Below are 19,826 nucleotides of genomic sequence, written 5' to 3' on the forward strand. Positions count from 1 at the left end.
CGCGCCGTACGGAGGACGCGGGGCCCCGGGGTGGTACGTGCGGTCAGGTGCCGCAGGTCTTGTCGCCCTGGGCGATGCCGATCGCGAGGTCCGGCAGGGTGATCGCGCCGGCGATGGTGGCGCCGTTGGCGTCGGCGTCGAGGTTCTTGATGTCGGTCCGGCCGCCGGTGGCGTCGAGGCCGAACTGGCCCGGTGTGCCGTCGTTGATGCCGGTGCCCTTGATCCCGGCGCCGTCGGCGGCCGCGCCGATGACGTTCGGGGTGGTGTCGCTGGCGTTGAGCGTGGCCGTGGCCGCCTTGACCGCCTGCGCGTCCAGGACGAGCTTGTTGGCCTGGAGCCCGGCACCGGCGACGAGCTGGTCGCTGGTGAGCGGGGTGGCCGCGGCGGGCGAGGAGATGTTGAGCGACCAGGTGCCGAGGCTGCCGACCACCGGGAGGTTGACGGACTGGGTGGCGTGGACGCAGATGCCGTCCAGGCCGGCCTTGGCGATGCCGACCTCGGCGGCGCCCTTGGCCCCGCCGGCGTCGATGGTGTGCATGACCGCGCCGATGCCCTGCGGTGCGGCGACCGTCTTGGAGCTGAGGGTGAAGGGGACGCTCGTGAGCGAGAGGTTCGCGGCGAGCGCGCCCTGCACCATGGCCGTCGCCATGGCGGCGATGGCGGCCGTCGCGGGAACGGCGAGGAACGCCGATCTGCGCCAGCGGGTGACGCCTCTGGTCTCGTGCTGCATGTGATCTCCAACCGTCGTGCCGCACTGGCCGAATGACACTTCGCGGCTACCTGTTCGAGAATTGGACACTTAACCAAGAAGTGTCAACACTTCTGACAATCCTGGGGAGTTTTGCTGCTGCTCTAGGCTTGGCCGATGCCACGGTTCAGGGAGACGGTCCGGACACTGCTGCGCGAGCGACTGCTCGACGCCGCGTACGAGGCGGTCGCGGACCGCGGCTTCGACAAGCTCCGCATGGCGCACCTGGCGAGCGCCGTCGGCGTCAGCCGGCAGACGCTGTACGCGGAGTTCCCCTCCAAGGAGGCCGTCGGCGAGGCCCTGTTCCAGCGCGAGCTGGAGCGCTGCCTGGTCGGCATCCAGCAGGGCCTGGACGCACACCGGGACGACCTGCGCGCGGCGGTCGAGGCGGCCGTCGGCTTCACGCTCACGCTGGCCGGCCGGAATCCGCTGATCAAGGCCATGCTGACCAGCACCGGCGAGGACGGGCTCCTCTCGTACCTCACGACCCGGTCCACGGCGGCCTTCGACATGGCGACGGCGATGTGCGACGCGTACGTCACGGAGGCCTGGCCCACCATCGACCCGGTCGCGCGCGAACTGGCCGTGGACGCGGCGGTCCGGCTGACCGCCAGTCACATCGTCCAGGCCACCGCCTCCCCCGAGGAGTCGGCCCGCCGCATCGCGGACACCGTGGTCCGGGTCGCACTGAGCACGGGCCGGGAGCAGCCGGCCCGCTAGGACTTCCCCGCAGGACTCCCCCGGCGGACTCAGGGACTCGGGCCGCGGTACTCCTCCAACACCGGCCGGTTGCCGATGTCCGGTGACGCGGAGACGGGGAAGGCCCGGACGCCGACCCGGCCCTCGATCCGGTCGAGCGCGCCCCAGCCGTAGGCCCGCGAGTCGTCGGACAGGTCGGGGTTGTCGCCCAGGTAGAAGAAGGAGCCCTCGGGCACGGTCCGCAGCTCGGGCCGCGCCGACCGGGTGCCGTCGGGACCGCAGCAGGCGCTCGTACGGTGGGCCTGCGCCGCCCATTGGGGCGCCACCACCCGGCGCACCGGGCCCTGGCCCCGCTCCTGGAGCAGGACCTGGAAGGGCTCGTCCGGTGTGGAGACGATCCCCACCCGGTCGCCGGGCAGGGCGATCACCCGCTTGACGAGGAGGGCGTCCTTCCCGGTGGCCCGCAGCAGCACCACGTCGAACCGGTGCGCCCCGCCCTCCGAGCCCGGGGCGACGAGGATCCGGTCGCCCTGGTGGAGGGTGGGGGTCATGCTGGTGCCGTCGACGCGGACGCCGAGGGCCGTGACGGCGACCCCGGCGAGGAGGCAGAGCAGGGCGCCGGTCCCGAGGACGGCGCCGGCCGCCCGGCGCGCGTTCATCGGCGTCGGGTGGGGTCCGGCGGCCGTGCGCCACCGGACCGGTCGATTTCGGTCATGGCGGGAAGGTAGGCCGGACGGCGGACGACGGCTGTGACCGTACCGCTCAGGGTTGTTGACCGCGCGTCTGATAAGACCGGGGCGTCTCGCCGGTCCAGCGCCGGAACGCCCGGTGGAAGGCGCTGGGTTCGGAGAAGCCGAGCTGCCGCGAGAGCCGCTCGATCGAGACCCGGCCGCCGGTCAGCTCGGCGATGGCGTGGTCACGCCGCACCTGGTCGCGGATCCGCTGGTACGTCGTCCCCTCGGCGGCCAGCCGGCGCCGCAGGGTCTGCGGGCTGACGGACAGCCGGTCGGCGAGCTGCTCGGGCGTCGGCACCGGCCCGGCGGGCAGCGCCCGGCCGATCAGGTGCCGCACCCGGCCGGTCGCCGTACTGCCGTAGTCGCCGCAGACCAGCACGTCGACCGGGGCGCGGCGGAGGAAGGCCTTGAGCGCGGCCGCGTCCCGCAGGACGGGTTCGTCGAGGTCGGCCCGGTCGAAGACGGCAGCCGTCCGTCCGGCGCCGAAGACGCAGGGCGCACCGAAGAGCAGGGCGTACTCGCGCGCGTGCCGGGGCTCGGGGTGGACGAACTCGACCCGCCGCAGGCCGATCCGGCGCCGGACGAGCCAGCCGGCGAAGCGGTGCGCGACCAGGACGGTGGACTCGGCGCCGAAGTGGAGGGGGTCGTCGTACCCGGAGACGTCGAACTCCATCCGCGCCTCGTCGGGTCCGCCGGTCCCGGGCTCCACGAGCCGGAAGCGGGGGCCGGCGGGGAAGAGGGAGTAGAAGGTCTGCGCGCGCCGGAGCGCCTCGCGCAGGTCCCGGCTGCCGTGGACGACGACATGGGCCATCATCGCGAAGGTCCCGACCTTGCTGGGCGCGCCGCCGAAGCCGATCAGCTCGTCGTCGAGGGTGGCCCACAGCATGCGGACGAGCTGCCCGAACTGCTCCACGGGAACCCTGGCCCGGGATTCCTCCAGGAGCGTGGAGGGCAGTCCGGCGCGGGCGAGGAGCGGCCCCGGGGCCACCCCGCGCCGCTCGGCGCCGAGCAGCACGGCCCGTAGGTGATGCGTACTCACCGAGGAGTTCACGGAAGAGTTCACAGAAGCTAGACACTTTCATCAAAGGATGTCCAGGTTCCGACACTCTACTCAGAACTGTAAGGCTCTCGAAGTACGCATCCTGTGAACGGGACACAGCTCACAGCCGTACCGTCTGCTGCAGTACACCGAGGAATGAGGGGCAGCACATGAGCGGAGTGGCACGCCGGACAGTGGTCGCGGCGGCGGGCAGCGCGGGCCTGGCGGCGGCGCTCGCCGCCTGCGGGGGCGGCGCGGACGACAAGGGCACGGCGTCGGAGGGCGCGGCTCCGAAGGGCGCGGCCCTCGCGAAGACCGGGGACATCCCGGTGGGCGGCGGGAAGATCCTCGCCGACAAGGGCCTGGTGATCACCCAGCCGAAGGCCGGCGAGTTCAAGGCCTTCTCCTCCAAGTGCACGCATCAGGGCTGTGCCGTGAGCAGCGTGCAGGACGGCGTCATCGTCTGCCCGTGCCACCAGAGCCACTTCGACATCTCGGACGGCAGCGTGAAGGCCGGTCCGGCGCCCTCGCCGCTGCCGCCCGAGCCGATCCAGGTGGTGGGCGAGGAGATCAGCCCCGGGTGACGGCGCCCGCGTCGCCCCTGGGGGCCTTCCAGCACCCCAGCACCTCGTCGGTCGTGGTGATCGTGGCCACGAGCGCGAGGGTGTGACGGATCATCGCGGGGGTGTAGTCGGCCGGCACCCCCGCGATGGCGTCCCCGGGCACGACGACCGTGTAGCCGAGGTTCACGGCGTCGAAGACGGCGTTGGGCACGGCCACGTTGGCGGAGACCCCCGTGACGACGAGCGTGCGGCAGCCGAGGTTCCGCAGGAGCGCGTCGACGTCGGTGCCGGCGAGCGGCGAGAGCCCGTGCAGGCGTCGGACCACCAGGTCCTCGTCGGCGACCTCGATCGGTTCGGCGATCCGGACGGCCCTGCTGCCGCTGTGCTGCTGCACGGGCAGCCGGGCGGCGGCCGTGAACAGCCGGGCGTTGGTGTTGGCGCCGCGCCCGTCGGGGCGCCGCTCGGCGACGGCGTGGATCACCTGGACGTCCGCCGCGTGTGCGGCGGCGACGAGTCGGGCGACGTTCCGCAGGGCGCCCGACGCGCGGGCGACGGCGGCCAGTTCGGGCAGGGCGCTGTCGGGACCGACGACACCCTGCTGGCACTCGACGGTGAGCAGGGCGACTCCCCCGTCCGGGCGGATCCGCTCCGCGAGCCGTTCTCTCGGACTCTGACCCATGACTCTCCGGCCTCCCCTTGCACGCGCGCGATGGACCCCCCATGCTTTCTGACGTCTCATCAGAAATCCAGAAGGGTGCGGACGATGACCGTCGCACAGCGCCGTGGACGCCGGATCATGATGACCCCGGCCGAGCTCGATTCCTTCCTCGCCGAACAGCGCACCTGCCGGGTCGCGACCGTCTCCGCCGACGGCCGCCCGCACGTGAGCGCGCTCTGGTTCGTCTGGGACGGCTCCTCGCTGTGGCTGTACTCGATCACCCGCAGCCGGCGCTGGGAGGAACTGCGCGCCGACCCGAGGATCGCGGTCGTGGTGGACGACGGCGAGGAGTACGGGGAGCTGCGCGGCGTCGAACTGTCGGGCACCGCCGTCTTCGTCGGCGAGGCACCCCGCACCGGCGAGCCGTGCCCCGAACTGGACGTGCCCGAGCAGCTCTTCGCCGCCAAGAACTTCGGGCTGGACTCCATGCCGCACGACGGCCGGCACGCCTGGCTCCGGCTGACCCCGGACGCCATCGCCTCCTGGGACTTCCGCAAGCTGGCGAACCTCTGAGCCTCAGCTCGCCAGCGGCTCCGCCACCGCCCGCAGCGCCGCGACGACCGCCCGCACGGAGGGGCGGCGGCCCGCGTCGCCGCGCCAGGTGGCGTAGATGTGGCGCCGCACCTTCTGCCGTACCGGAACGAAGACGACCCCGTCCGGCACCGGACGCCCGAGCCGGGGCGTGACGCACACCCCGAGGCCGGCCGCGACCAGGGCCAGCTGGGTGTGGTGCTCGCCCGCGAAATGCCCGATGCGCGGCTCGATGCCCTGCGAGCGCAGCGTGAACATCAGCCAGTCGTGGCAGAACTCGCCCTCGGGCCAGGACACCCACTCCTCGTCGGCGAAGTCCTCCAGGTCCACCGCCTCCCGCCCGGCCAGCGGATGGCCGGCGGGCAGGGCGACGTCGGCGGAGTCGTCGAGGAGGTGCGCGCGCTCCAGGCCGCCGGGCACGGGCGCCCGCTTGTTGCTCCAGTCCAGGACGATCGCCAGGTCCGCGTCACCGCGCAGGACCGCCCGCACGCCCGGCTCCGGCTCCAGCTCCGTCGTGCGGACACGGAGCTCGGGGTGGCCCTCGCGCAGGGCGGCGAGGGCGGCCGGGAACAGTCCGCGCGCGGCCGTCGGAAAGCCCGCGAGCCGCACCTCGCCCACCACCCTCCCCCGCTGGGCCTCGATGTCGGCCTGGGCCATCTGCACCTGGGACAGGATCCGGGCGGCGTGCTCGGCGAGCAGGAGCCCGGCGTCGGTGAGCCGCACGCCCCGGCCGTTCTTGGCGAGCAGCTGCTGCCCGACCTCGCGCTCCAGCTTGGACAGCTGCTGGGAGACGGCCGAGGTGGTGACGTGCAGTCCGTCGGCCGCACCGCTGACGGAGCCGTGCCGGGCGAAGGCGTCGAGGGTACGGAGGCGCTCCAGGTTCAACATGTAAGCGATGCTAAGAGGAGGGGTGGAGGAAATCTAGCTTGTCCTAAGACGTCATTCCCCTGACCCTGAGTACATGAGCCCCACCCCCGCACCCTCTCCTTCCCCCTCCCCCCTCCTCGACTGGCGCGTCCGCTTCGGCGCCCTGGCCCTCATCTGGGGCTTCAGCTTCCTCTTCATCAAGGTCGGCACGGAGGGCTTCGCCCCGTTCCAGGTCACCTTCGGGCGACTCCTCTTCGGTACGGCGGTGCTCGCCGTCGCGATCGTCGTGAAGCGCGACCGGCTGCCGCGCGGCGCCCGCGTCTGGGGCCACCTCGCGGTCGCGGCCTTCCTCCTCAACGCGCTGCCGTTCTCCCTCTTCGCGTACGCGGAGCTGACGATCCCCTCCACCCTGGCGGGCATCTGCAACGCGACGACCCCGCTCTGGGGCATGCTGCTCTCACTGGTGGCGCTCTCCGAGGACCGGCCGACCCGGATCCGCGCGGCCGGCCTGGGCATCGGCTTCATCGGCGTCCTCACCGTGCTCGGCGCCTGGCAGGGCTTCTCGGGCCTCGACGTCACGGGCACGGCCCTGGCCCTGCTGGCCTCCTTCAGCTATGCGGTCGGCTGGATCTACGTCCGCAGGACCCTCAGCGGCACGGGCGCGTCGAACCTCTCCCTGGCGGGCTCCCAGGTGGGCCTGGCGACGCTGCAACTGGCCGTGGTCACGCCGCTGTTCACCTCGCTCCCCGATTCGATCGAACTCATGCCCCTCCTCTCCGTGATCGCGCTCGGGGCGCTCGGGACGGGGTACGCGATGCTGCTCCAGTACGGCGTCGTCGCGGAGGTCGGCCCGACGACGGCGGCGATGGTCACGTACTTCATCCCGGTGATCGCGACGGCGGCGGGCGTGGCGCTCCTGGACGAACGCCTCACCTGGAACACACCGGTGGGCGCGCTCGTGGTCCTGGCGGGCGCGGCCCTCACACAGACCCGCACGAAGCGCTCGTCGTCCGTTGTGGGCATGCGTTCCGCCGGGGCGGCGCCCACCCCCGTTGTGGGCAATCGTTCCGCCGGGGCGGAACGGGTGGGCACAACGGACCCGCGCCCTGCCGGCGCCAGAGGCTCCCGAGCCTGAACCCGCACCGCGAGCGACGGCGCACAAGGGGTGCGGGCCAGGGCACGGAACGCGGAGGCGCCGCTAGAGGGCGCCGCCCCGTGTGCCCACCCGTTCCGCCCCGGCGGGACGATTGCCCACACGGGCGGGGGGGACGGCGGCACCACCCCGCCGCCCGCAGGGCCCCTCACCCATAGCTCCGCGCAGCGAGCGGCCCCACCGCCCCCGCCACCGCCCCCGCCAGCACCTCCACGTCCGACGCCGCGAGTCCGGAGACCGTGAGCCGGATCCCCGGCCCCGCCGCCATGCGGAAGCGGGCGCCCGGGGCGACCGCCCAGCCGGCGGCGAGGAGACGGGTGACCGCCCCGGTCTCGTCGGGGACGGGGACCCAGACGTTCATGCCACCGCACCCGTGCGCTTCGACGCCGCGCCGCGCGAGCGCCCGTACGAGCCCGTCGCGCCGCTTCCCGTAGGCGCGCGCGACGACGGCGGGGTCGACCGCCCCCGTCGCCCACAGATGCGCGACGGTCCGCTGGAGGAGCTTGCTGACCCAGCCGGGCCCGAGCCGCTGCCGCCCGAGGACCCGGTCGACGGTCTCGGCGTCGCCGGTGAAGGCGGCGATCCGCAGGTCGGGCCCGTACGCCTTGGCGACCGAGCGGACGAGGACCCAGTGGTCGGTGACGCCGGCCAGCGGGTGCAGCGGCTGCGTGACGATGCCGTGCCCGTGGTCGTCCTCGACGAGGAGCACGCCGGGGTGCGCCCCGAGGACCCGCCGCAGCTCGCCCGCGCGCGACGCGGTGACGCAGGCCCCGGTCGGGTTCTGGGCCCGGTCGGTGACGATCACGGCCCGCGCCCCGTCCTGCCGGATCGCGCGCTCGACGGCCTCCGGCAGGGGGCCCTCGTCGTCGACGGCGACCGGCACGGGCCGCAGGCCGAGCGCGGGCACGAGGTCGAGGAGGCTGCCCCAGCCCGGATCCTCGACGGCGACGGCGTCGCCGGGCCTGAGGCGGGCGGCGAGCACGCGCTCGATCGCGTCGAGGGAGCCCGAGGCGGCCCCGACGGGCCCGGCGGGCACCCCGTCCGCGTCGAAGGCGGCGCGCGCGAGGCGCCCGAACTCCTCGTCGACGGGCACCTCTCCGTACAGGACGGGCTGCTCGCCGTACCGCCGGGCGACCTCCGCGAAGGCCTCGCCGAGGGGCGGCAGGAGCGCGGGGTCGGGGCTGCCGTTGCTGACGTCCCGGACTCCCGCGGGCGCCTCCACGCGGATCGAGCCGCGCGCGGTCGTGGCGGGCCGCGGCCGCACGCGGCTGCCCCGCCGGCCGTCCGTCTCGATGACCCCGCGCTCGCGCAGGGTGCGGTAGGCGGCGGCGACGGTATTGGGGTTCACGCCGAGGGTGCCCGCCAATTCCCGCATGGGCGGCAGCAGTTGGCCGGGCTGCAGCGCGCCCGTACCCACTCCCCGCTCGACGCTGGCGGCGATGTCCGATGCGCGACGACCTTCGATCCGATACTCTCCTAGCACAAACACAAGTATGCACTAGTGCAATGGAGTACGCAATGAGCGCCGCCGCCGACACGAGCACCGCCCCCGACCCGTCCGCGCCGCGCGACACCTACACGCCGACCGACCGCACGGTGCCCACCCGTTCCCGCCAGCGCGCCTCGTACGACAAGGAACTCGTCCACTCGATACTCGACGAGGCCTACGTCTGCCACCTCGGCTTCGTCCGCGACGGCGCGCCGGTCGTCCTCCCGACGCTCTTCGGCCGGGTCGGCGAGCGCCTCTACGTGCACGGCTCGACCGGCTCGCGGCCGCTGCGCGCGGCCGGCGACGGGGTGTCGGCCCCCGGTCTGCCCGTCTGCCTGACCGTGACGCACGTCGACGGCCTCGTGCTCGCCCGCTCCGCGTTCCACCACTCGCTCAACTACCGCTCGGTCGTCGTCCACGGCACCGCCCACCAGGTCACGGACCCCGAGGAACTGCGCACCGCCCTGGACGCCCTCGTCGACCACGTCGTCCCCGGCCGCTCCGCCGACTCGCGCCCCGGGAACGCCAAGGAGCTCGCCGCGACCGCCGTGATCCGGCTCGATCTGGACGAGGTCTCGGCGAAGGTCCGCACGGGCGGCCCCAACGACGACGCCGAGGACCTGGACCTCCCGTACTGGGCCGGCGTCATCCCCGTACAGGGCGGTCACGGCACGCCGGTCCCGTCCGGCGACCTCGACCCGTCCGTCGCCCTGCCCGGCTACCTCGCGGCGCTCTGAGCGGCGCCCGGATCGAGGAAGGACGGACCGACGATGCTGATCCACCCCTGGGACGCCGCCCACGACGAGGGCGAGTGGCGCGACTGGCTCTCCCGGCACGACTTCGGCCAGCTCGCCGTCAACGGCCTGGACGGCGAGCCGCCGTGGGTGCAGCCGATGCACTTCCGGTACGACGCCGAGCCCGGCCCGTACGGCAGGGCGCTGGCCCACCTGGCGCGGCCGAACCCCCTCTGGCGCGCCGTGGAGGCGAATCCGACGGTGCTCCTGAGCGTGGTCGACGACTACGTCTACGTACCGGGGCACTGGACGGCCCCCGAGGGCGCCCCCTCCGAGCACGGCACCCCGACCTCGTACTACGCGGCCGTCCAGCTGCGCTGCACCGCGCGCGTGGTCGACGATCCGGAGGAGAAGGCGGTGCTCCTGAACAGCCAGGTCGCCCACTTCCAGCCGGAGGGCGGCACGGCGACGGTCGCCCCGGGCGAGGCTCCCTTCGGCCGGCTCCTGTCGGGGATCCGGATCCTCAGCCTGGAGGTGACCGACGTACGGGCGAAGTTCAAGTACGCGGGCAACAAGCCGCAGGAGATCCAGGACCGCGTCTCGGAGCGCCTCGCCGAGCGGGCCGCCCCGGGCGACCTGAACGCCCGCGCCCACCAACTCCGCCGCCGCGCGAACGGCTGACCGCACCGGGGGCGGGGCCGCACAGGCCCCGCCCCCGCATGCGCGTGCCGAGCGCAAGGCCACCCGAGCCCCGCCCGCGGACCCTCATGCCGTGCGCGGGGCCCCCGGCTCCGCCCCGCGCACGGCACAGATCCCCTACACCGCCACCGGCTCCCGCCTGCGCGCCTCCGCCGCCGTCCGCGCCTCCGCGAACGCGAGGCCCGTCACGGCCGCGAGCAGCAGCAGCGTGCCGAGCACGATCGCGGCGGTGAGCCGCTCGCCGAGCAGCGAGACCGCGATCAGGGCCGCGCTCACCGGCTCCAGGAGCATGATCACGGAGACGGTGGCGGCGCGGACGACGGCCGCCCCGGCGAAGTACAGCGCGTAGGCGAGCGCGGTCGGCACCGCCGCCACGTACACGAGCAGCAGCACCACGCTCACCGGCGCGTCGGTGTGCGGGACCAGTCCCTCCGCGAGCGCCGCGGGCAGCAGCCCGACCGCCCCGATGGCGAAGGCCCAGGTGGTCGTCGCGAGGGCGTCCGTACCGCCGCCGTCACGGCCGAGCCACCGGGTGAGCAGCGTGATCGCCGCGTATCCGGCCGCCGAGACCACCGCGAGGACGACGCCGAGCGGCCGCACCTCCGCGGCCCCGCCGCCCAGGACCAGGACGAAGAGCCCGGCGAGGGCTCCGGCGACGGCGGCGACCCCGCCGCGACCGAGGCGCTCCCCCATGGTGAGCCGGGCGCCGATCGCGATGAGGACGGGGCCCGCGCCGAGGGTGACGACGGTGCCGACGGTGAGACCGGTCGCCTCGACGGCGGCGAAGTACGCGCTCTGGAAGACGGTGAGTCCGGTGCCCGTACCGAGGATGCGGGCCGTCCGGCGGCCGCGCGACTCACCGTCCGTGCGGGCGACGCGGCGCCGGGGCCGCAGCGCCAGGGCGCCGAGGAGCAGGACGAGGCCGCCGACGCAGCGCCAGAAGGAGAGGGCCAGCGGGCCCATGTCGCTGACGCGGAAGATCAGCGAGGCGGCGGCGCCGGCCGTGCCCCAGGCGATGCCGGCGACGATCAGATAGAGGAGGCTCCGCCCGACGGACAGGGCGGATCCCGAGGAGTTCGACACGTGGGTTCTCCGTGGAAGACAGGAGGGAAGGGTGGTCGCTGGGCTCCGCGCGCGGGCAGCGACGAACCGCTCGGTGGCGAGGAGTCGCCGGCCCGAGCCCGGTCTTCGTCGAGGAGGGCCTCCGCGCGCGCTAGGCGGCGGGAGGCGGAAGCACGGTCGAATGCATGGTCGGCACCCTACGGGGCGGTCCGCCCGGCCGACAACTCCGCACCCGCCGCACCGGAAGCGGAACCGAGGCCGTCCGCCCCGGAGCCCGCATCCGCCGCGTCAGGACCCACGCCGGCCGCCTCGGACCCCGAACCGGAGCCCGAACCGGAACCGGCCACCGGCCCTGCCGCAGGTGCCTTCGGCGTCGAGGACTGGGCGATGAACGCCCCGACCAGGACCACCGCGCCGCCGACGATCTGCGGCACACCCAGGTGCTCGCCGAGCAGGACCCAGGCCAGGACGGTCGCGATGACCGCCTCCAGGCAGGCCACGACGCCCGCCACCTGCGGGGAGAGCCGGCGCACCGAGATGACCCCGGTGACGTACGCGAGGACGGTGGCGATCAGCACGATCCAGCCGAGCAGCAGCCACGCGGGCACGCTCGTCCCGTCCATGTCGGCCCGCCCGCCGAGGACGCCCCAGTCCATGGACCAGGGCCGGGCCACGGCGGTGAGGACGAGCGCGCCGATGAGCAGCCCGTACGCGATGACACCCAGCGGATCCGCCTGCTCGGCCTCGTCGGCGCCCTGGTCGGAGAGGACGAAGTAGCCGACCTGGCAGCAGGCGGCGGCGAGGGCCAGGAGCAGCCCGACGAGGTCGAAGGTCAGCCCGGACCAGACCTGCACGACGCAGGCGAGGCCGCCGGCGGCGAGGACGACGCCGAGGGCGGCGGCGCGGGTGACCGGCCGGCGCTGGACGAAGCGGACCCAGCCGAGGACGAGGGCGGGAGCGAGGTACTCGATGAGCAGGGCGACGCCGACGGGTATGCGGGATATCGAGGCGAAGTAGAAGGCCTGGACTCCGGCGACGGCGAGCAGGCCGAAGCCCACGAGGAGGGCGGGTTTGCGGCGCAGGAGGTCCCGGTGGCGCCAGGCCACGGGCAGCATGACGAGGGCGGCGCCGGCGACCCGGAGCCAGACCACGTGGAGCGGGTCGAGTCCCGCCTCGATGAGCGGCTTGGCCGCCACTCCTGAACCACCGAATGCGAAGGCCGAGGCCAGGGCGAGTCCCAGGCCGGCGCTTCTCCCCTGAGACGCGTGCATCGGGCCATCATGACAGGACGCGGTCAGGGGCGTAACCCCCGTTACACCTGTTGAGACGGCTCCTCGTCGCGGGCGGCCGGAAGGGCGGCGACACGGGCGGCCAGCACGGCCGGATCGACGCCCGCGCGGCGCAGCACCTCGACGGCCCGGCTCTCGGGATCGGCGGCGACGGCCGCGAGCAGGTCGACGCCGTGGGCCTGCGGCTCGCCGCGCTCGGCGGCCCGCCGGAAGGCGCCCTCCAGGGCGGCGGCAGCGGCCGGGGACCACGGGGAGGTGCGGGCGCCCTGGGATTCGGCCTCGCGCGCGGCGGGCAGCAGGCGCCGGTTCGCGGCCCCCTCCTCCGCCCGCTGCCAGCGCAGCCCGTAGCCGATGGAGCGCTGGGCGAGGTAGCCGAGGACGCGGGCGAGCTGATGGCCGCCCTCGAAGGCGGCACCGACCTCGGGGTCGGACTCGACGAGCGAGTGCAGCAGGTGGGCGGTGTCGATCTGGCGGTCACCGTCCCTGAGCGCTCTGCGGCGCGCGCCCGACACGACCGCGGCGAGCGAGGGCGTGAGGAGAGGCGCGACGGCCGCGAGCGAGGGCGTCAGGAGGGGCGCGAGCTCCGCGCGCGGGGAGAGGGGCGGCGGGAGCGGCTGGGGGCGAGGGACGGGATGGTGCACCCTTCCACCTCATCAGGCGGGGACGGCCGGAACATCACCGGGGAGAAGCATGTCCGCATCCCACCGGAGTTGGGCACGGGCGCGCGGTTCCTCCTCCTTACGGATGAGATCGCGCTCGTGACCCCTGAGAGGCGCGCGCCGCCTTGCTTCGCGCCCCCTTTGCAACCGCGGACCCCCTTCCGCTCGTCCTCCGGTCGTGTTCTGGATGGTGGGTCTGCTCGCGCGCGACGGGCGGCAGTACGTGTACCGGGTGTACGCGCCCCGGAAGGCGCTGCCGGCCGATCTGTTCTGGGCGGCCTTCCACTGCCACGAGGAGGACGGGGCGCCCCGGGCCTCCGACAGCTTCGACGCGGCCGAGATCTGGTGGATCGGCGACGGCACGGGGCCGACGACCGCAGAACTGACGGTTCATCAGTATTGAATGTTCACGGCCGTCCCGCTACGTTCCGCGACACCGGAACCCAGTTGGCACGCGTGAAGGGGTGGTCTCATGGCCGAAGTCAGCGCGGAGGCACGGATCGAGGCGCCTGCCGGGAAGGTCTGGGCGCGGCTCACGGACTTCTCCTCGTACGGCGAGTGGAACGCCACCCACACCAGCTTCCCGAACGGCGGCCCGGCCGCCCTGGAGGCGGGCGCCACCTTCACGGAGAACATGAAGCTGATGGGCTTCCCGGCCGAGGTCCTGTGGACGGTCGAGGAGCTGGAGGCCGAGCGGGCGTTCGCCATCAGGGGCAAGGGCCCGATGGGGGTCGTCGTCGCCACGCGCTACTCGCTCGCGGCGGAGGGGGAGGCCACGACGGTACGGATCGACGGCGAGTTCACGGGCGCGGCGGTCTCGCTGATGGCGGGCAAGCTGAAGGACTCGGCGACGGCGGCGCTGACCGAGTCCCTGCGCAAGCTCGCGGGTCTGGTGGCCTGAGCGGGCCTGGCGGCCCGAGCCTCCCGCACGTGAAGAGAAGGCCCCGCGACCGTGGTCGCGGGGCCCTTCCCGTCGAGAACGCCGGACTCAGTGCTCGTCGGCGAGGATCAGGTACAGCTTCTTGCGGGCCTCGTTGATCACGCTGACCGCCTTCTGCCGCTGCTCGGCGCTGCCGGTCTTCCAGACCTGCCCGAACGCCTCCATCAGACCGAAGCCGGCCTGCCGGACCTCGTTCAGGGCGTCCCAGTCGACCCCGCGCCCGGCCGCCTCCCACGGCGCCTCGGGACCCTCGTCGGCCTCGGCGCGCCCGGTGTCGGTGAGCGTGAACAGCTTCTTGCCGCCCTCGCTCGCGCTGGTGATCAGGCCCTCGTCCTCCAGCATCTGGAGGGTCGGGTAGACCGAGCCCGGACTGGGCTTCCAGGCCCCGTCACTGCGCTCGCCGATCTCCCGGATCATCTCGTAGCCGTGCATCGGGCGGTCCTTCAGGAGCGCCAGGATCGAGGCGCGCACGTCACCGCGTCGCGCACGTCCCGGGCCGCCGCCTCGGCCGCGCCCGCCCCAGGGGCCACCGCCCCACGGCCCGCCGCCGAACCCGGGTCCGAACGACCCGAAGGCGCCACGCCGCCCCTCGAAGTCCCCCCGAGGCCCGGGACCGCAGCCTCCACGACCGTGGCCGTGTCCGTTTCCGTACTCGTGTCCATGTGAACGCATCGCAACGCTCCTTCCATCGGGATTCCATCGTCGAACTGTCGCGATGCCTCAACGATATATCGGAACTGTTCGGCGAGCAATACCCGACAGGTCGGTCGCGGGCGGAGGCGCCTCAGCGTCGCGGAACGTCCCTGACGAACACGAGACCGTCGTCGGCCGCCAGGTGGGCCGGGTCGAGCGGCGCGTAGCCGAACCAGGGGGACACGCGCGGCGCGGGCCGACCGTCACCGAGGACGGCGGCCAGTCGGCGGGCCTCGACGACGCAGCGCTCCTCCGACAGCGCGTACAGGAGCCCTTCCAGGGTGTCCGGCGGCGGCGTGTCCACCCCCTGGTGCCTGATCGTGCCGAGGGCCATGGCCACGAAGGCGTACTCCTCGCCGAGCTCGGCGTCGACCAGCGCACCGGCGCTCCACCACTCCAGCGGCCGCCCGCCCATCCTCATCGAGCTCTTCTCACGCTGGAGGTGGGCGTTGTGGGCGTAGACGAACGTCGGCCCCCGGTCGGCGAGCGCGAGGAGGTTCCGGGACATCATCTGGTCCCGGACGGCCACGAGGCGGGCCAGACGGGCGGGTGAGGTGTCGGCCGTCCAGTGGTGGTAGCGCAGCAGGCCGAGCGCCGTGCGCCCGTACAGACACGCCCGGTCCCACTCGTCCGGCGAGCTCACGGTGGTCAGGTGCGGCCGCTGCTCGTCGAGCAGCGCCACCAGGTCGTCGGCGAGCAGCCGCAGCCGGCCGGCCTCGTCCGAGCGCCCCGCGGACCGCGCCGGGTCCATCATCGCGGCGGGCTCGGTCCAGCGGTCGTCGGTGTCGAGCAGCTCGTCGAGGGTGTCCGCGGTGCAGGGGAGCAGGTCCGCGTCCACCCGGGCCGCGAGGTATCCGTGGAGCGCGGCGAGGGCCTGCCGGGGGCTCTCGGCGCCGGTGATCTCCAGCGGGCCGTCGAATCCGGCGAAGCGGAGCCGCTCGGCCGCGGGCCGGCCCTCGTTGTACGCGCGCATCCAGCGGACGAGTTCGCGGTTGGCCGCCGAGACGCCCCAGCCGTGGCTGAAGCCGTGCTCCATGACCTCGTCGAGGGTTCCGGTGCCCGAGGTGACGTGGTCGTCCACGACCAGGCCCCTCAGGCAGTCGGTCTCCAGCGCGATCGTCCGGTAGCCCTCCTGCTCGACGAGCTGCCGGAAGAGCTCGTTGCGGAGTTCGAGGAGCGTGTCCTCGCCATGGGTGGGCTCGCCGAGGGCGAGCAGCCGGGGCCGGGCCGGGAGCAGCCCCATGAGGGCGGCAGCGTCGACGGCATGGATGGTGTCCTTGATGTCAGTCGCCATGCCTTCCACGCTATCGCTGAACTTTCGGTGGAGACTTTTCCGCGAAGCACCCGCGATATCGTCGATGCCATGGGGAAAAACCTTCAAACAGGTGAGCGGCTGAGGCCGATCGATCTGGCCCGTGGACACGGTCTGTCCACGCAGGCGGTCAGGAACTACGAGGAGGCCGGCATCCTCCCCGCCGCCGACCGCACCCCTTCCGGATACCGCTCCTACACGCCGCTCCACGCGGGGGCCCTGCGCGCGTTCCTGGCTCTGCTGCCCGGCCACGGCCACCCGACGGCGACGTCGATCATGCGGGCGGTGAACGAGGGCGCCGCCGACGAGGCGTTCCGCCTGATCGACGAGAGCCACGCCCAGCTCCTCGACGACCGGCGGACCCTCCGCGCCGTGGAGAGCGCCCTGCGCGACCTCGACCCCACCACGGCGTCCGAGCCGGTCGTACGGTCCGACCCCGGCGGCACGTTCATCGGGCCGCTCGCCCGGAGGCTCGGCATCCGTCCCGCGACGCTCCGCAAGTGGGAGGACGCCGGACTCGTCCACCCGCGCCGCGACCCCCGGACGGGATACCGGCTCTACGACGAGTCCGCCGTCCGGGACGCCCGGATGACCCACCAACTCCGGCGCGGGGGCTACCTGTTGGAGCAGATCGCCCCGCTGGTCGACCAGGTGCGGTCGGCCGGGGGCCTCGAGCCGCTGGAGGCCGCGCTCACCGATTGGCACCGCCGCCTGTCGGCTCGTGGACGCGCGATGCTGACCGGGGCCGCGGAGCTGGAGGCGTACCTCCGCGCGCGGGGTTGAGACCGCCGGAACGGAATCGCGCGCGGAGGAGACCGACTGACAGGATGGCCGCCATGCCGACGCATCCGCTCCTGCGCGCAGCCCGGGAACTCTGGGAGCAACTGGCCCACGCACCAGGGTCGTTCCCGCCCCCGGGCGGCGTGAACGTGATCGTCTCCCCGGAGTCGGACCTGTGCCCGCCCGGCTGGATCGGCGTGGTCGCGCTCGGCGGATCGGCACTGGTGTCCGCGCCGGACGAGGAGGCCGCCGCGACGGTACGGACCGCCCTGGGCGGCCTGCCGGTGGAGGCCCTGCTGGACGCGGCCTCCGTCCCCGGCGTCCTGCCCGTGACGGGGGTGCTCGGACCGGCCGCCCTGTCGTACGCCTCCCCGGACGGCTTCCGCCCGGTCACCGGCCCGACGACGGTGGAGCGGCTCCCCGGCGGCCATCCGGACCTGCGCGCCCTGGAGGAGGCCGCCGGTCAGGACGATGCGGCGGAGGCCTCCCTGGACGAGATCACCTCGCCCGCGTTCGTCGTACGCGAGCAGGGCCGGGTGGTGGCCGCCGCCGGATACCGGGCCTGGCCCCGACGGACCGCCCACCTCAGCGTGTTGACGGCCCCGGAGGCGCGGGGCCGCGGCCTCGCGCGGACGACGGCCTCGGCGGCGGTCGCCGATGCCCTCGCCGCCGGTCTCCTTCCGCAGTGGCGCGCGCGCCCGGCGGCCTCCCGGCGGGTCGCCGCCGCCCTGGGCTTCGAGGAGTTGGGCACCCAGCTCTCCCTGGCACCACGAGCGCTTGCGACACTCCTGCCATGACCAGCGACGACAGCCCCCGCTTCACCCAGTACACCTCCCCCGAGGAGCTGCCCGACGGACTCGTGCCCGCCCTGGCCGACTGCTGGACCGAGGTGAGCGACGCGGGCGGGGCGGCGGGGTTCCCCTTCCCGCCGGTCGACCCGGCCGAGGTCGCCGCCGCGGTCGACCGCATCGTCACGGGACTCGACCCGGCGAGCAGCCGCCTCGTCGTCGCCACGGTCGACGGCGCCCTCGCCGGCTGGCTGTGCCTGCGCCGCGACCCCCACCCGCTGGTCGCGCACTGGGGCACCCTGCACCACGTCCAGACCCGGCTCGGCGTACGGGGACGGGGCATCGGCGCGGGCCTGGTGCGGCGCGCCCGTGTGATCGCGCGGGAGGAGATGGGCCTGGAGCAGCTGCGGCTCGCGGCACGCGGCGGCATCGGTCTCGAGGGGTTCTACGGCAGGCTCGGCTGGCGGGAGATCGGCCGCTGGCCCGGAGCCCTCCGCCTGGCCGCCGACGACGACCGCGACGAGATCCTCATGGTCCTGACCCCGCTGTGACGAACCCCCGTCCGCAGCCGAAGAGGAACCGGTCCAGTTCTCCGCGATTGGCCTTGGCCCGCCCTTTTCCGCCCCCGGTACGGTCGGTGCCATGCGCATCCGAATCGTCGACGCCTTCACCGACCGGCCCTTCTCCGGCAACCCCGCCGGAGTCCTGCTCCTCGACTCCTTCCCCGACGACGCCTGGCTCCAGAAGGTGGCCGCGGAGGTCAACCTCTCCGAGACGGCCTTCGCCCACCCGCTGCCCGCCGGCGGCGACGCGGACTGGGCCCTGCGCTGGTTCACCCCGACCACCGAGGTCGACATGTGCGGCCACGCCACCCTGGCCACCGCGCACGTCCTGCACACCACCGGCACGGCGAGCGGCACCGTCCGCTTCGCGGCCCGCTGCGGCATCCTGATCACCACCGCCGAGGCCGACGGCACGATCACGATGGACTTCCCGACCTCCTCCCTCACCCCGCTCCCCGTCCCCGAGGGCCTGGAGAAGGCGCTCGGCGCCGAGATCGTCGCCGTCCACGACACGGCCGACCACATCGGCGACCTCGTCGTCGAGCTGCGCGACGAGGCCACCGTCCGCTCCCTCACGCCGGACTTCGCCGCCCTGAGGGTGCTCTCCTCGCGCGGGGTCATCGCGACCGCCGCCGCCGAACGCCCGGACAGCGGGTACGAGTTCGTCTCGCGCGGCTTCTTCCCGGCCGTCGGCATCGACGAGGACCCGGTGACGGGCAGCGCGCACACCGCGCTCGCCCCGTACTGGTCGGCCAGGTTCGGCCGCGAGGAGCTCACCGGCTTCCAGGGCGGCGCCCGCACGGGCCTCGTCCGCACCCGTCTGAACGGCGACCGAACCCTCCTGAACGGCCACGCCGTCACGGTCATCGAGGGCGACCTGCGGGCCTGACGCACGAGAGGAGGTGCACGGCCCGCACCGCGCACCCCCTCCCCGCCTCCCGTCACACGGTGGGCAGCCAGCCCACCTTCCCGGCCAGCAGCCCGTACCCGACGAAGGCCACGATGTCGAGCAGCGAGTGCGCCACGACCAGCGGCCCGACCCGCCCCCACCTGCGGTACAGCAGCACGAAGACCACGCCCATCACCATGTTGCCGATGAAGCCGCCGACCCCCTGGTAGAGGTGGTACGAGCCGCGCAGCACCGAGCTCGCCACGAGCGCGGCCATCGGGGTCCACCCCAACTGGCCCAGTCTGCGCAGCAGATAGCCGACGACGATGACCTCCTCCAGGACGGCGTTCTGCACCGCCGAGAGGATGAGCACCGGGTACTTCCACCACACGTCGGGCAGCGACTCGGGCACCACGGTCAGGTTGGCCCCGGACGCCTGCGCCGCCAGGTAGAAGGCGAGGCCCGCGCTGCCGATCCCGGCGGCGACGAGGGCCCCGCGCCCGAGGTCGGACCACGGCCGGGTCCGGTCGAAGCCGATGGCCCGCAGCCCCGAGCCCTCCCGCAGCAGCAGGTGGGCGACGAGCACGACCGGCACGAGCGCCGTGGCGATGTCGAAGAGCTGCCAGGACAGGTCGAGCCAGGGACGCCCGGGAGCGTGCGAGCCGTTGAGCCTCGCCGCCTGATCCCTCAGCGCCTCCGGCCTGGTCAGCGAGCCGACGAAGCTGATGAACGCCGACACCGCGCTCGCGCCGAGCGAGAGCGCGAGCACGATGAGCGTCTCGGAGCGCAGTACGCGGCGCGGCAGGCCGTCGGGGGGCAGGGAGGCGTCCCTCAGTCGTTGCTCCGACACCACACCCGTCTCCACTTCCCCGTCGCG

Annotated in this window: 24 protein-coding genes; 12 read left to right on the forward strand and 12 right to left on the reverse strand. The window is 73.9% G+C overall.

What is annotated here, in order from left to right:
• Positions 1-43: 43 nt before the first annotated feature.
• Entirely contained in the window at positions 44-730 is a 687-nt protein-coding gene (locus tag GGE06_RS40735; protein WP_184933191.1) for a DUF6230 family protein, read from the reverse strand.
• Between the two features lie 135 nt (positions 731-865).
• On the opposite strand from GGE06_RS40735, the gene GGE06_RS40740 reads away from it, so the two are divergent.
• Entirely contained in the window at positions 866-1,468 is a 603-nt protein-coding gene (locus GGE06_RS40740) for a TetR/AcrR family transcriptional regulator (RefSeq protein WP_116162135.1), read from the forward strand.
• Positions 1,469-1,497: 29 nt separating this feature from the next.
• On the opposite strand, the gene lepB is transcribed toward GGE06_RS40740, so the two are convergent.
• Entirely contained in the window at positions 1,498-2,106 is a 609-nt protein-coding gene (lepB, locus tag GGE06_RS40745) for a signal peptidase I (protein ID WP_184933192.1), read from the reverse strand.
• 103 nt (positions 2,107-2,209) lie between these two features.
• Positions 2,210-3,220 carry an AraC family transcriptional regulator gene (locus tag GGE06_RS40750; RefSeq protein WP_312883486.1) on the reverse strand — a complete coding sequence of 337 codons (1,011 nt, stop codon included), beginning with the start codon at positions 3,218-3,220 and terminating at the stop codon, positions 2,210-2,212.
• Between the two features lie 170 nt (positions 3,221-3,390).
• Between GGE06_RS40750 and GGE06_RS40755 the strand changes: the two genes are divergently transcribed.
• Positions 3,391-3,804: a Rieske (2Fe-2S) protein gene (locus GGE06_RS40755; RefSeq protein ID WP_116162132.1), complete on the forward strand. Its 414-nt coding sequence runs from the start codon at positions 3,391-3,393 to the stop codon at positions 3,802-3,804.
• Here GGE06_RS40755 and GGE06_RS40760 read toward each other — a convergent pair.
• On the reverse strand, positions 3,791-4,462 hold the full coding sequence (locus GGE06_RS40760) for a cysteine hydrolase family protein (RefSeq protein ID WP_116162131.1): 672 nt from the start codon (positions 4,460-4,462) through the stop codon (positions 3,791-3,793). The two genes, GGE06_RS40755 and GGE06_RS40760, sit on opposite strands and share 14 nt — an antisense overlap.
• Before the next feature lie 84 nt (positions 4,463-4,546).
• On the opposite strand from GGE06_RS40760, the gene GGE06_RS40765 reads away from it, so the two are divergent.
• Positions 4,547-5,014: a pyridoxamine 5'-phosphate oxidase family protein gene (locus tag GGE06_RS40765; protein ID WP_116162130.1), complete on the forward strand. Its 468-nt coding sequence runs from the start codon at positions 4,547-4,549 to the stop codon at positions 5,012-5,014.
• A gap of 3 nt (positions 5,015-5,017) precedes the next feature.
• Here the strand turns inward: GGE06_RS40765 and GGE06_RS40770 are convergent, their stop codons facing one another.
• A complete protein-coding gene (locus tag GGE06_RS40770; protein ID WP_116162129.1) occupies positions 5,018-5,920 on the reverse strand; it encodes a LysR family transcriptional regulator in 903 nt (300 codons plus the stop codon).
• A 73-nt stretch (positions 5,921-5,993) separates the two neighbouring features.
• On the opposite strand from GGE06_RS40770, the gene GGE06_RS40775 reads away from it, so the two are divergent.
• Entirely contained in the window at positions 5,994-7,034 is a 1,041-nt protein-coding gene (locus tag GGE06_RS40775) for a DMT family transporter (protein ID WP_184933193.1), read from the forward strand.
• Positions 7,035-7,200: 166 nt separating this feature from the next.
• Here GGE06_RS40775 and GGE06_RS40780 read toward each other — a convergent pair whose 3' ends face one another.
• The gene (locus GGE06_RS40780) at positions 7,201-8,535 is read right to left on the reverse strand and encodes an aminotransferase class I/II-fold pyridoxal phosphate-dependent enzyme (RefSeq protein ID WP_116162127.1); all 1,335 of its coding nucleotides are present in this window, start codon (positions 8,533-8,535) and stop codon (positions 7,201-7,203) included.
• A gap of 35 nt (positions 8,536-8,570) precedes the next feature.
• Between GGE06_RS40780 and GGE06_RS40785 the strand changes: the two genes are divergently transcribed.
• Both GGE06_RS40785 and GGE06_RS40790 read left to right on the forward strand, forming a co-directional pair.
• A complete protein-coding gene (locus tag GGE06_RS40785; protein ID WP_184933194.1) occupies positions 8,571-9,278 on the forward strand; it encodes a pyridoxamine 5'-phosphate oxidase family protein in 708 nt (235 codons plus the stop codon).
• A 33-nt stretch (positions 9,279-9,311) separates the two neighbouring features.
• The gene (locus GGE06_RS40790) at positions 9,312-9,956 is read left to right on the forward strand and encodes an FMN-binding negative transcriptional regulator (RefSeq protein ID WP_116162125.1); all 645 of its coding nucleotides are present in this window, start codon (positions 9,312-9,314) and stop codon (positions 9,954-9,956) included.
• A 135-nt stretch (positions 9,957-10,091) separates the two neighbouring features.
• Here GGE06_RS40790 and GGE06_RS40795 read toward each other — a convergent pair whose 3' ends face one another.
• The 3 genes from GGE06_RS40795 to GGE06_RS40805 form a co-directional block, all read right to left on the reverse strand.
• Positions 10,092-11,057 carry a DMT family transporter gene (locus tag GGE06_RS40795; RefSeq protein ID WP_184933195.1) on the reverse strand — a complete coding sequence of 322 codons (966 nt, stop codon included), beginning with the start codon at positions 11,055-11,057 and terminating at the stop codon, positions 10,092-10,094.
• Positions 11,058-11,233: 176 nt separating this feature from the next.
• The gene (locus GGE06_RS40800) at positions 11,234-12,307 is read right to left on the reverse strand and encodes an EamA family transporter (protein ID WP_116162123.1); all 1,074 of its coding nucleotides are present in this window, start codon (positions 12,305-12,307) and stop codon (positions 11,234-11,236) included.
• Positions 12,308-12,348: 41 nt separating this feature from the next.
• Entirely contained in the window at positions 12,349-12,966 is a 618-nt protein-coding gene (locus tag GGE06_RS40805) for a Clp protease N-terminal domain-containing protein (RefSeq protein WP_184933196.1), read from the reverse strand.
• A 196-nt stretch (positions 12,967-13,162) separates the two neighbouring features.
• Here GGE06_RS40805 and GGE06_RS40810 point away from each other — a divergent pair, with 196 nt between their 5' ends.
• Entirely contained in the window at positions 13,163-13,387 is a 225-nt protein-coding gene (locus tag GGE06_RS40810) for a hypothetical protein (RefSeq protein ID WP_184933197.1), read from the forward strand.
• A gap of 69 nt (positions 13,388-13,456) precedes the next feature.
• Complete coding sequence (locus GGE06_RS40815; RefSeq protein WP_116162120.1) at positions 13,457-13,885, forward strand: type II toxin-antitoxin system Rv0910 family toxin; 429 nt, start codon at positions 13,457-13,459, stop codon at positions 13,883-13,885.
• Between the two features lie 87 nt (positions 13,886-13,972).
• On the opposite strand, the gene GGE06_RS40820 is transcribed toward GGE06_RS40815, so the two are convergent.
• Both GGE06_RS40820 and GGE06_RS40825 read right to left on the reverse strand, forming a co-directional pair.
• Positions 13,973-14,596 (reverse strand): PadR family transcriptional regulator, encoded by a 624-nt coding sequence (locus GGE06_RS40820; RefSeq protein WP_184933198.1) that lies wholly within the window; start codon positions 14,594-14,596, stop codon positions 13,973-13,975.
• Positions 14,597-14,708: 112 nt separating this feature from the next.
• On the reverse strand, positions 14,709-15,911 hold the full coding sequence (locus tag GGE06_RS40825) for an erythromycin esterase family protein (protein ID WP_184933199.1): 1,203 nt from the start codon (positions 15,909-15,911) through the stop codon (positions 14,709-14,711).
• Between the two features lie 69 nt (positions 15,912-15,980).
• Here GGE06_RS40825 and GGE06_RS40830 point away from each other — a divergent pair, with 69 nt between their 5' ends.
• The 4 genes from GGE06_RS40830 (at position 15,981) to GGE06_RS40845 (ending at position 18,949) form a co-directional block, all read left to right on the forward strand.
• The gene (locus GGE06_RS40830; protein ID WP_184933200.1) at positions 15,981-16,712 is read left to right on the forward strand and encodes a TioE family transcriptional regulator; all 732 of its coding nucleotides are present in this window, start codon (positions 15,981-15,983) and stop codon (positions 16,710-16,712) included.
• 53 nt (positions 16,713-16,765) lie between these two features.
• A complete protein-coding gene (locus GGE06_RS40835) occupies positions 16,766-17,506 on the forward strand; it encodes a GNAT family N-acetyltransferase (RefSeq protein WP_184933201.1) in 741 nt (246 codons plus the stop codon).
• Complete coding sequence (locus GGE06_RS40840) at positions 17,503-18,048, forward strand: GNAT family N-acetyltransferase (RefSeq protein WP_184933202.1); 546 nt, start codon at positions 17,503-17,505, stop codon at positions 18,046-18,048. Before GGE06_RS40835 ends, GGE06_RS40840 begins: the two co-directional genes overlap by 4 nt.
• 91 nt (positions 18,049-18,139) lie before the next feature.
• Positions 18,140-18,949: a PhzF family protein gene (locus GGE06_RS40845; protein WP_116162115.1), complete on the forward strand. Its 810-nt coding sequence runs from the start codon at positions 18,140-18,142 to the stop codon at positions 18,947-18,949.
• A 52-nt stretch (positions 18,950-19,001) separates the two neighbouring features.
• Here the strand turns inward: GGE06_RS40845 and GGE06_RS40850 are convergent, their stop codons facing one another.
• Positions 19,002-19,784 carry a CPBP family intramembrane glutamic endopeptidase gene (locus GGE06_RS40850; RefSeq protein ID WP_116165642.1) on the reverse strand — a complete coding sequence of 261 codons (783 nt, stop codon included), beginning with the start codon at positions 19,782-19,784 and terminating at the stop codon, positions 19,002-19,004.
• Between the last annotated feature and the right edge of the window lie 42 nt (positions 19,785-19,826).

The sequence above is a fragment of the Streptomyces nymphaeiformis genome (assembly GCF_014203895.1).
Taxonomy (GTDB): domain Bacteria; phylum Actinomycetota; class Actinomycetes; order Streptomycetales; family Streptomycetaceae; genus Streptomyces; species Streptomyces nymphaeiformis.

What these genes read in the sequence shown, in the direction of transcription:
- GGE06_RS40735 (WP_184933191.1), bottom strand. Translation starts at nt 730, where the DNA reads ATGCAGCACGAGACCAGAGGCGTCACCCGCTGGCGCAGATCGGCGTTC.
- GGE06_RS40740 (WP_116162135.1), top strand. Translation starts at nt 866, where the DNA reads ATGCCACGGTTCAGGGAGACGGTCCGGACACTGCTGCGCGAGCGACTG.
- lepB (WP_184933192.1), bottom strand. Translation starts at nt 2,106, where the DNA reads ATGAACGCGCGCCGGGCGGCCGGCGCCGTCCTCGGGACCGGCGCCCTG.
- GGE06_RS40755 (WP_116162132.1), top strand. Translation starts at nt 3,391, where the DNA reads ATGAGCGGAGTGGCACGCCGGACAGTGGTCGCGGCGGCGGGCAGCGCG.
- GGE06_RS40760 (WP_116162131.1), bottom strand. Translation starts at nt 4,462, where the DNA reads ATGGGTCAGAGTCCGAGAGAACGGCTCGCGGAGCGGATCCGCCCGGAC.
- GGE06_RS40765 (WP_116162130.1), top strand. Translation starts at nt 4,547, where the DNA reads ATGACCGTCGCACAGCGCCGTGGACGCCGGATCATGATGACCCCGGCC.
- GGE06_RS40770 (WP_116162129.1), bottom strand. Translation starts at nt 5,920, where the DNA reads ATGTTGAACCTGGAGCGCCTCCGTACCCTCGACGCCTTCGCCCGGCAC.
- GGE06_RS40775 (WP_184933193.1), top strand. Translation starts at nt 5,994, where the DNA reads ATGAGCCCCACCCCCGCACCCTCTCCTTCCCCCTCCCCCCTCCTCGAC.
- GGE06_RS40785 (WP_184933194.1), top strand. Translation starts at nt 8,571, where the DNA reads ATGAGCGCCGCCGCCGACACGAGCACCGCCCCCGACCCGTCCGCGCCG.
- GGE06_RS40790 (WP_116162125.1), top strand. Translation starts at nt 9,312, where the DNA reads ATGCTGATCCACCCCTGGGACGCCGCCCACGACGAGGGCGAGTGGCGC.
- GGE06_RS40800 (WP_116162123.1), bottom strand. Translation starts at nt 12,307, where the DNA reads ATGCACGCGTCTCAGGGGAGAAGCGCCGGCCTGGGACTCGCCCTGGCC.
- GGE06_RS40815 (WP_116162120.1), top strand. Translation starts at nt 13,457, where the DNA reads ATGGCCGAAGTCAGCGCGGAGGCACGGATCGAGGCGCCTGCCGGGAAG.
- GGE06_RS40820 (WP_184933198.1), bottom strand. Translation starts at nt 14,596, where the DNA reads ATGCGTTCACATGGACACGAGTACGGAAACGGACACGGCCACGGTCGT.
- GGE06_RS40825 (WP_184933199.1), bottom strand. Translation starts at nt 15,911, where the DNA reads ATGGCGACTGACATCAAGGACACCATCCATGCCGTCGACGCTGCCGCC.
- GGE06_RS40830 (WP_184933200.1), top strand. Translation starts at nt 15,981, where the DNA reads ATGGGGAAAAACCTTCAAACAGGTGAGCGGCTGAGGCCGATCGATCTG.
- GGE06_RS40835 (WP_184933201.1), top strand. Translation starts at nt 16,766, where the DNA reads ATGCCGACGCATCCGCTCCTGCGCGCAGCCCGGGAACTCTGGGAGCAA.
- GGE06_RS40840 (WP_184933202.1), top strand. Translation starts at nt 17,503, where the DNA reads ATGACCAGCGACGACAGCCCCCGCTTCACCCAGTACACCTCCCCCGAG.
- GGE06_RS40845 (WP_116162115.1), top strand. Translation starts at nt 18,140, where the DNA reads ATGCGCATCCGAATCGTCGACGCCTTCACCGACCGGCCCTTCTCCGGC.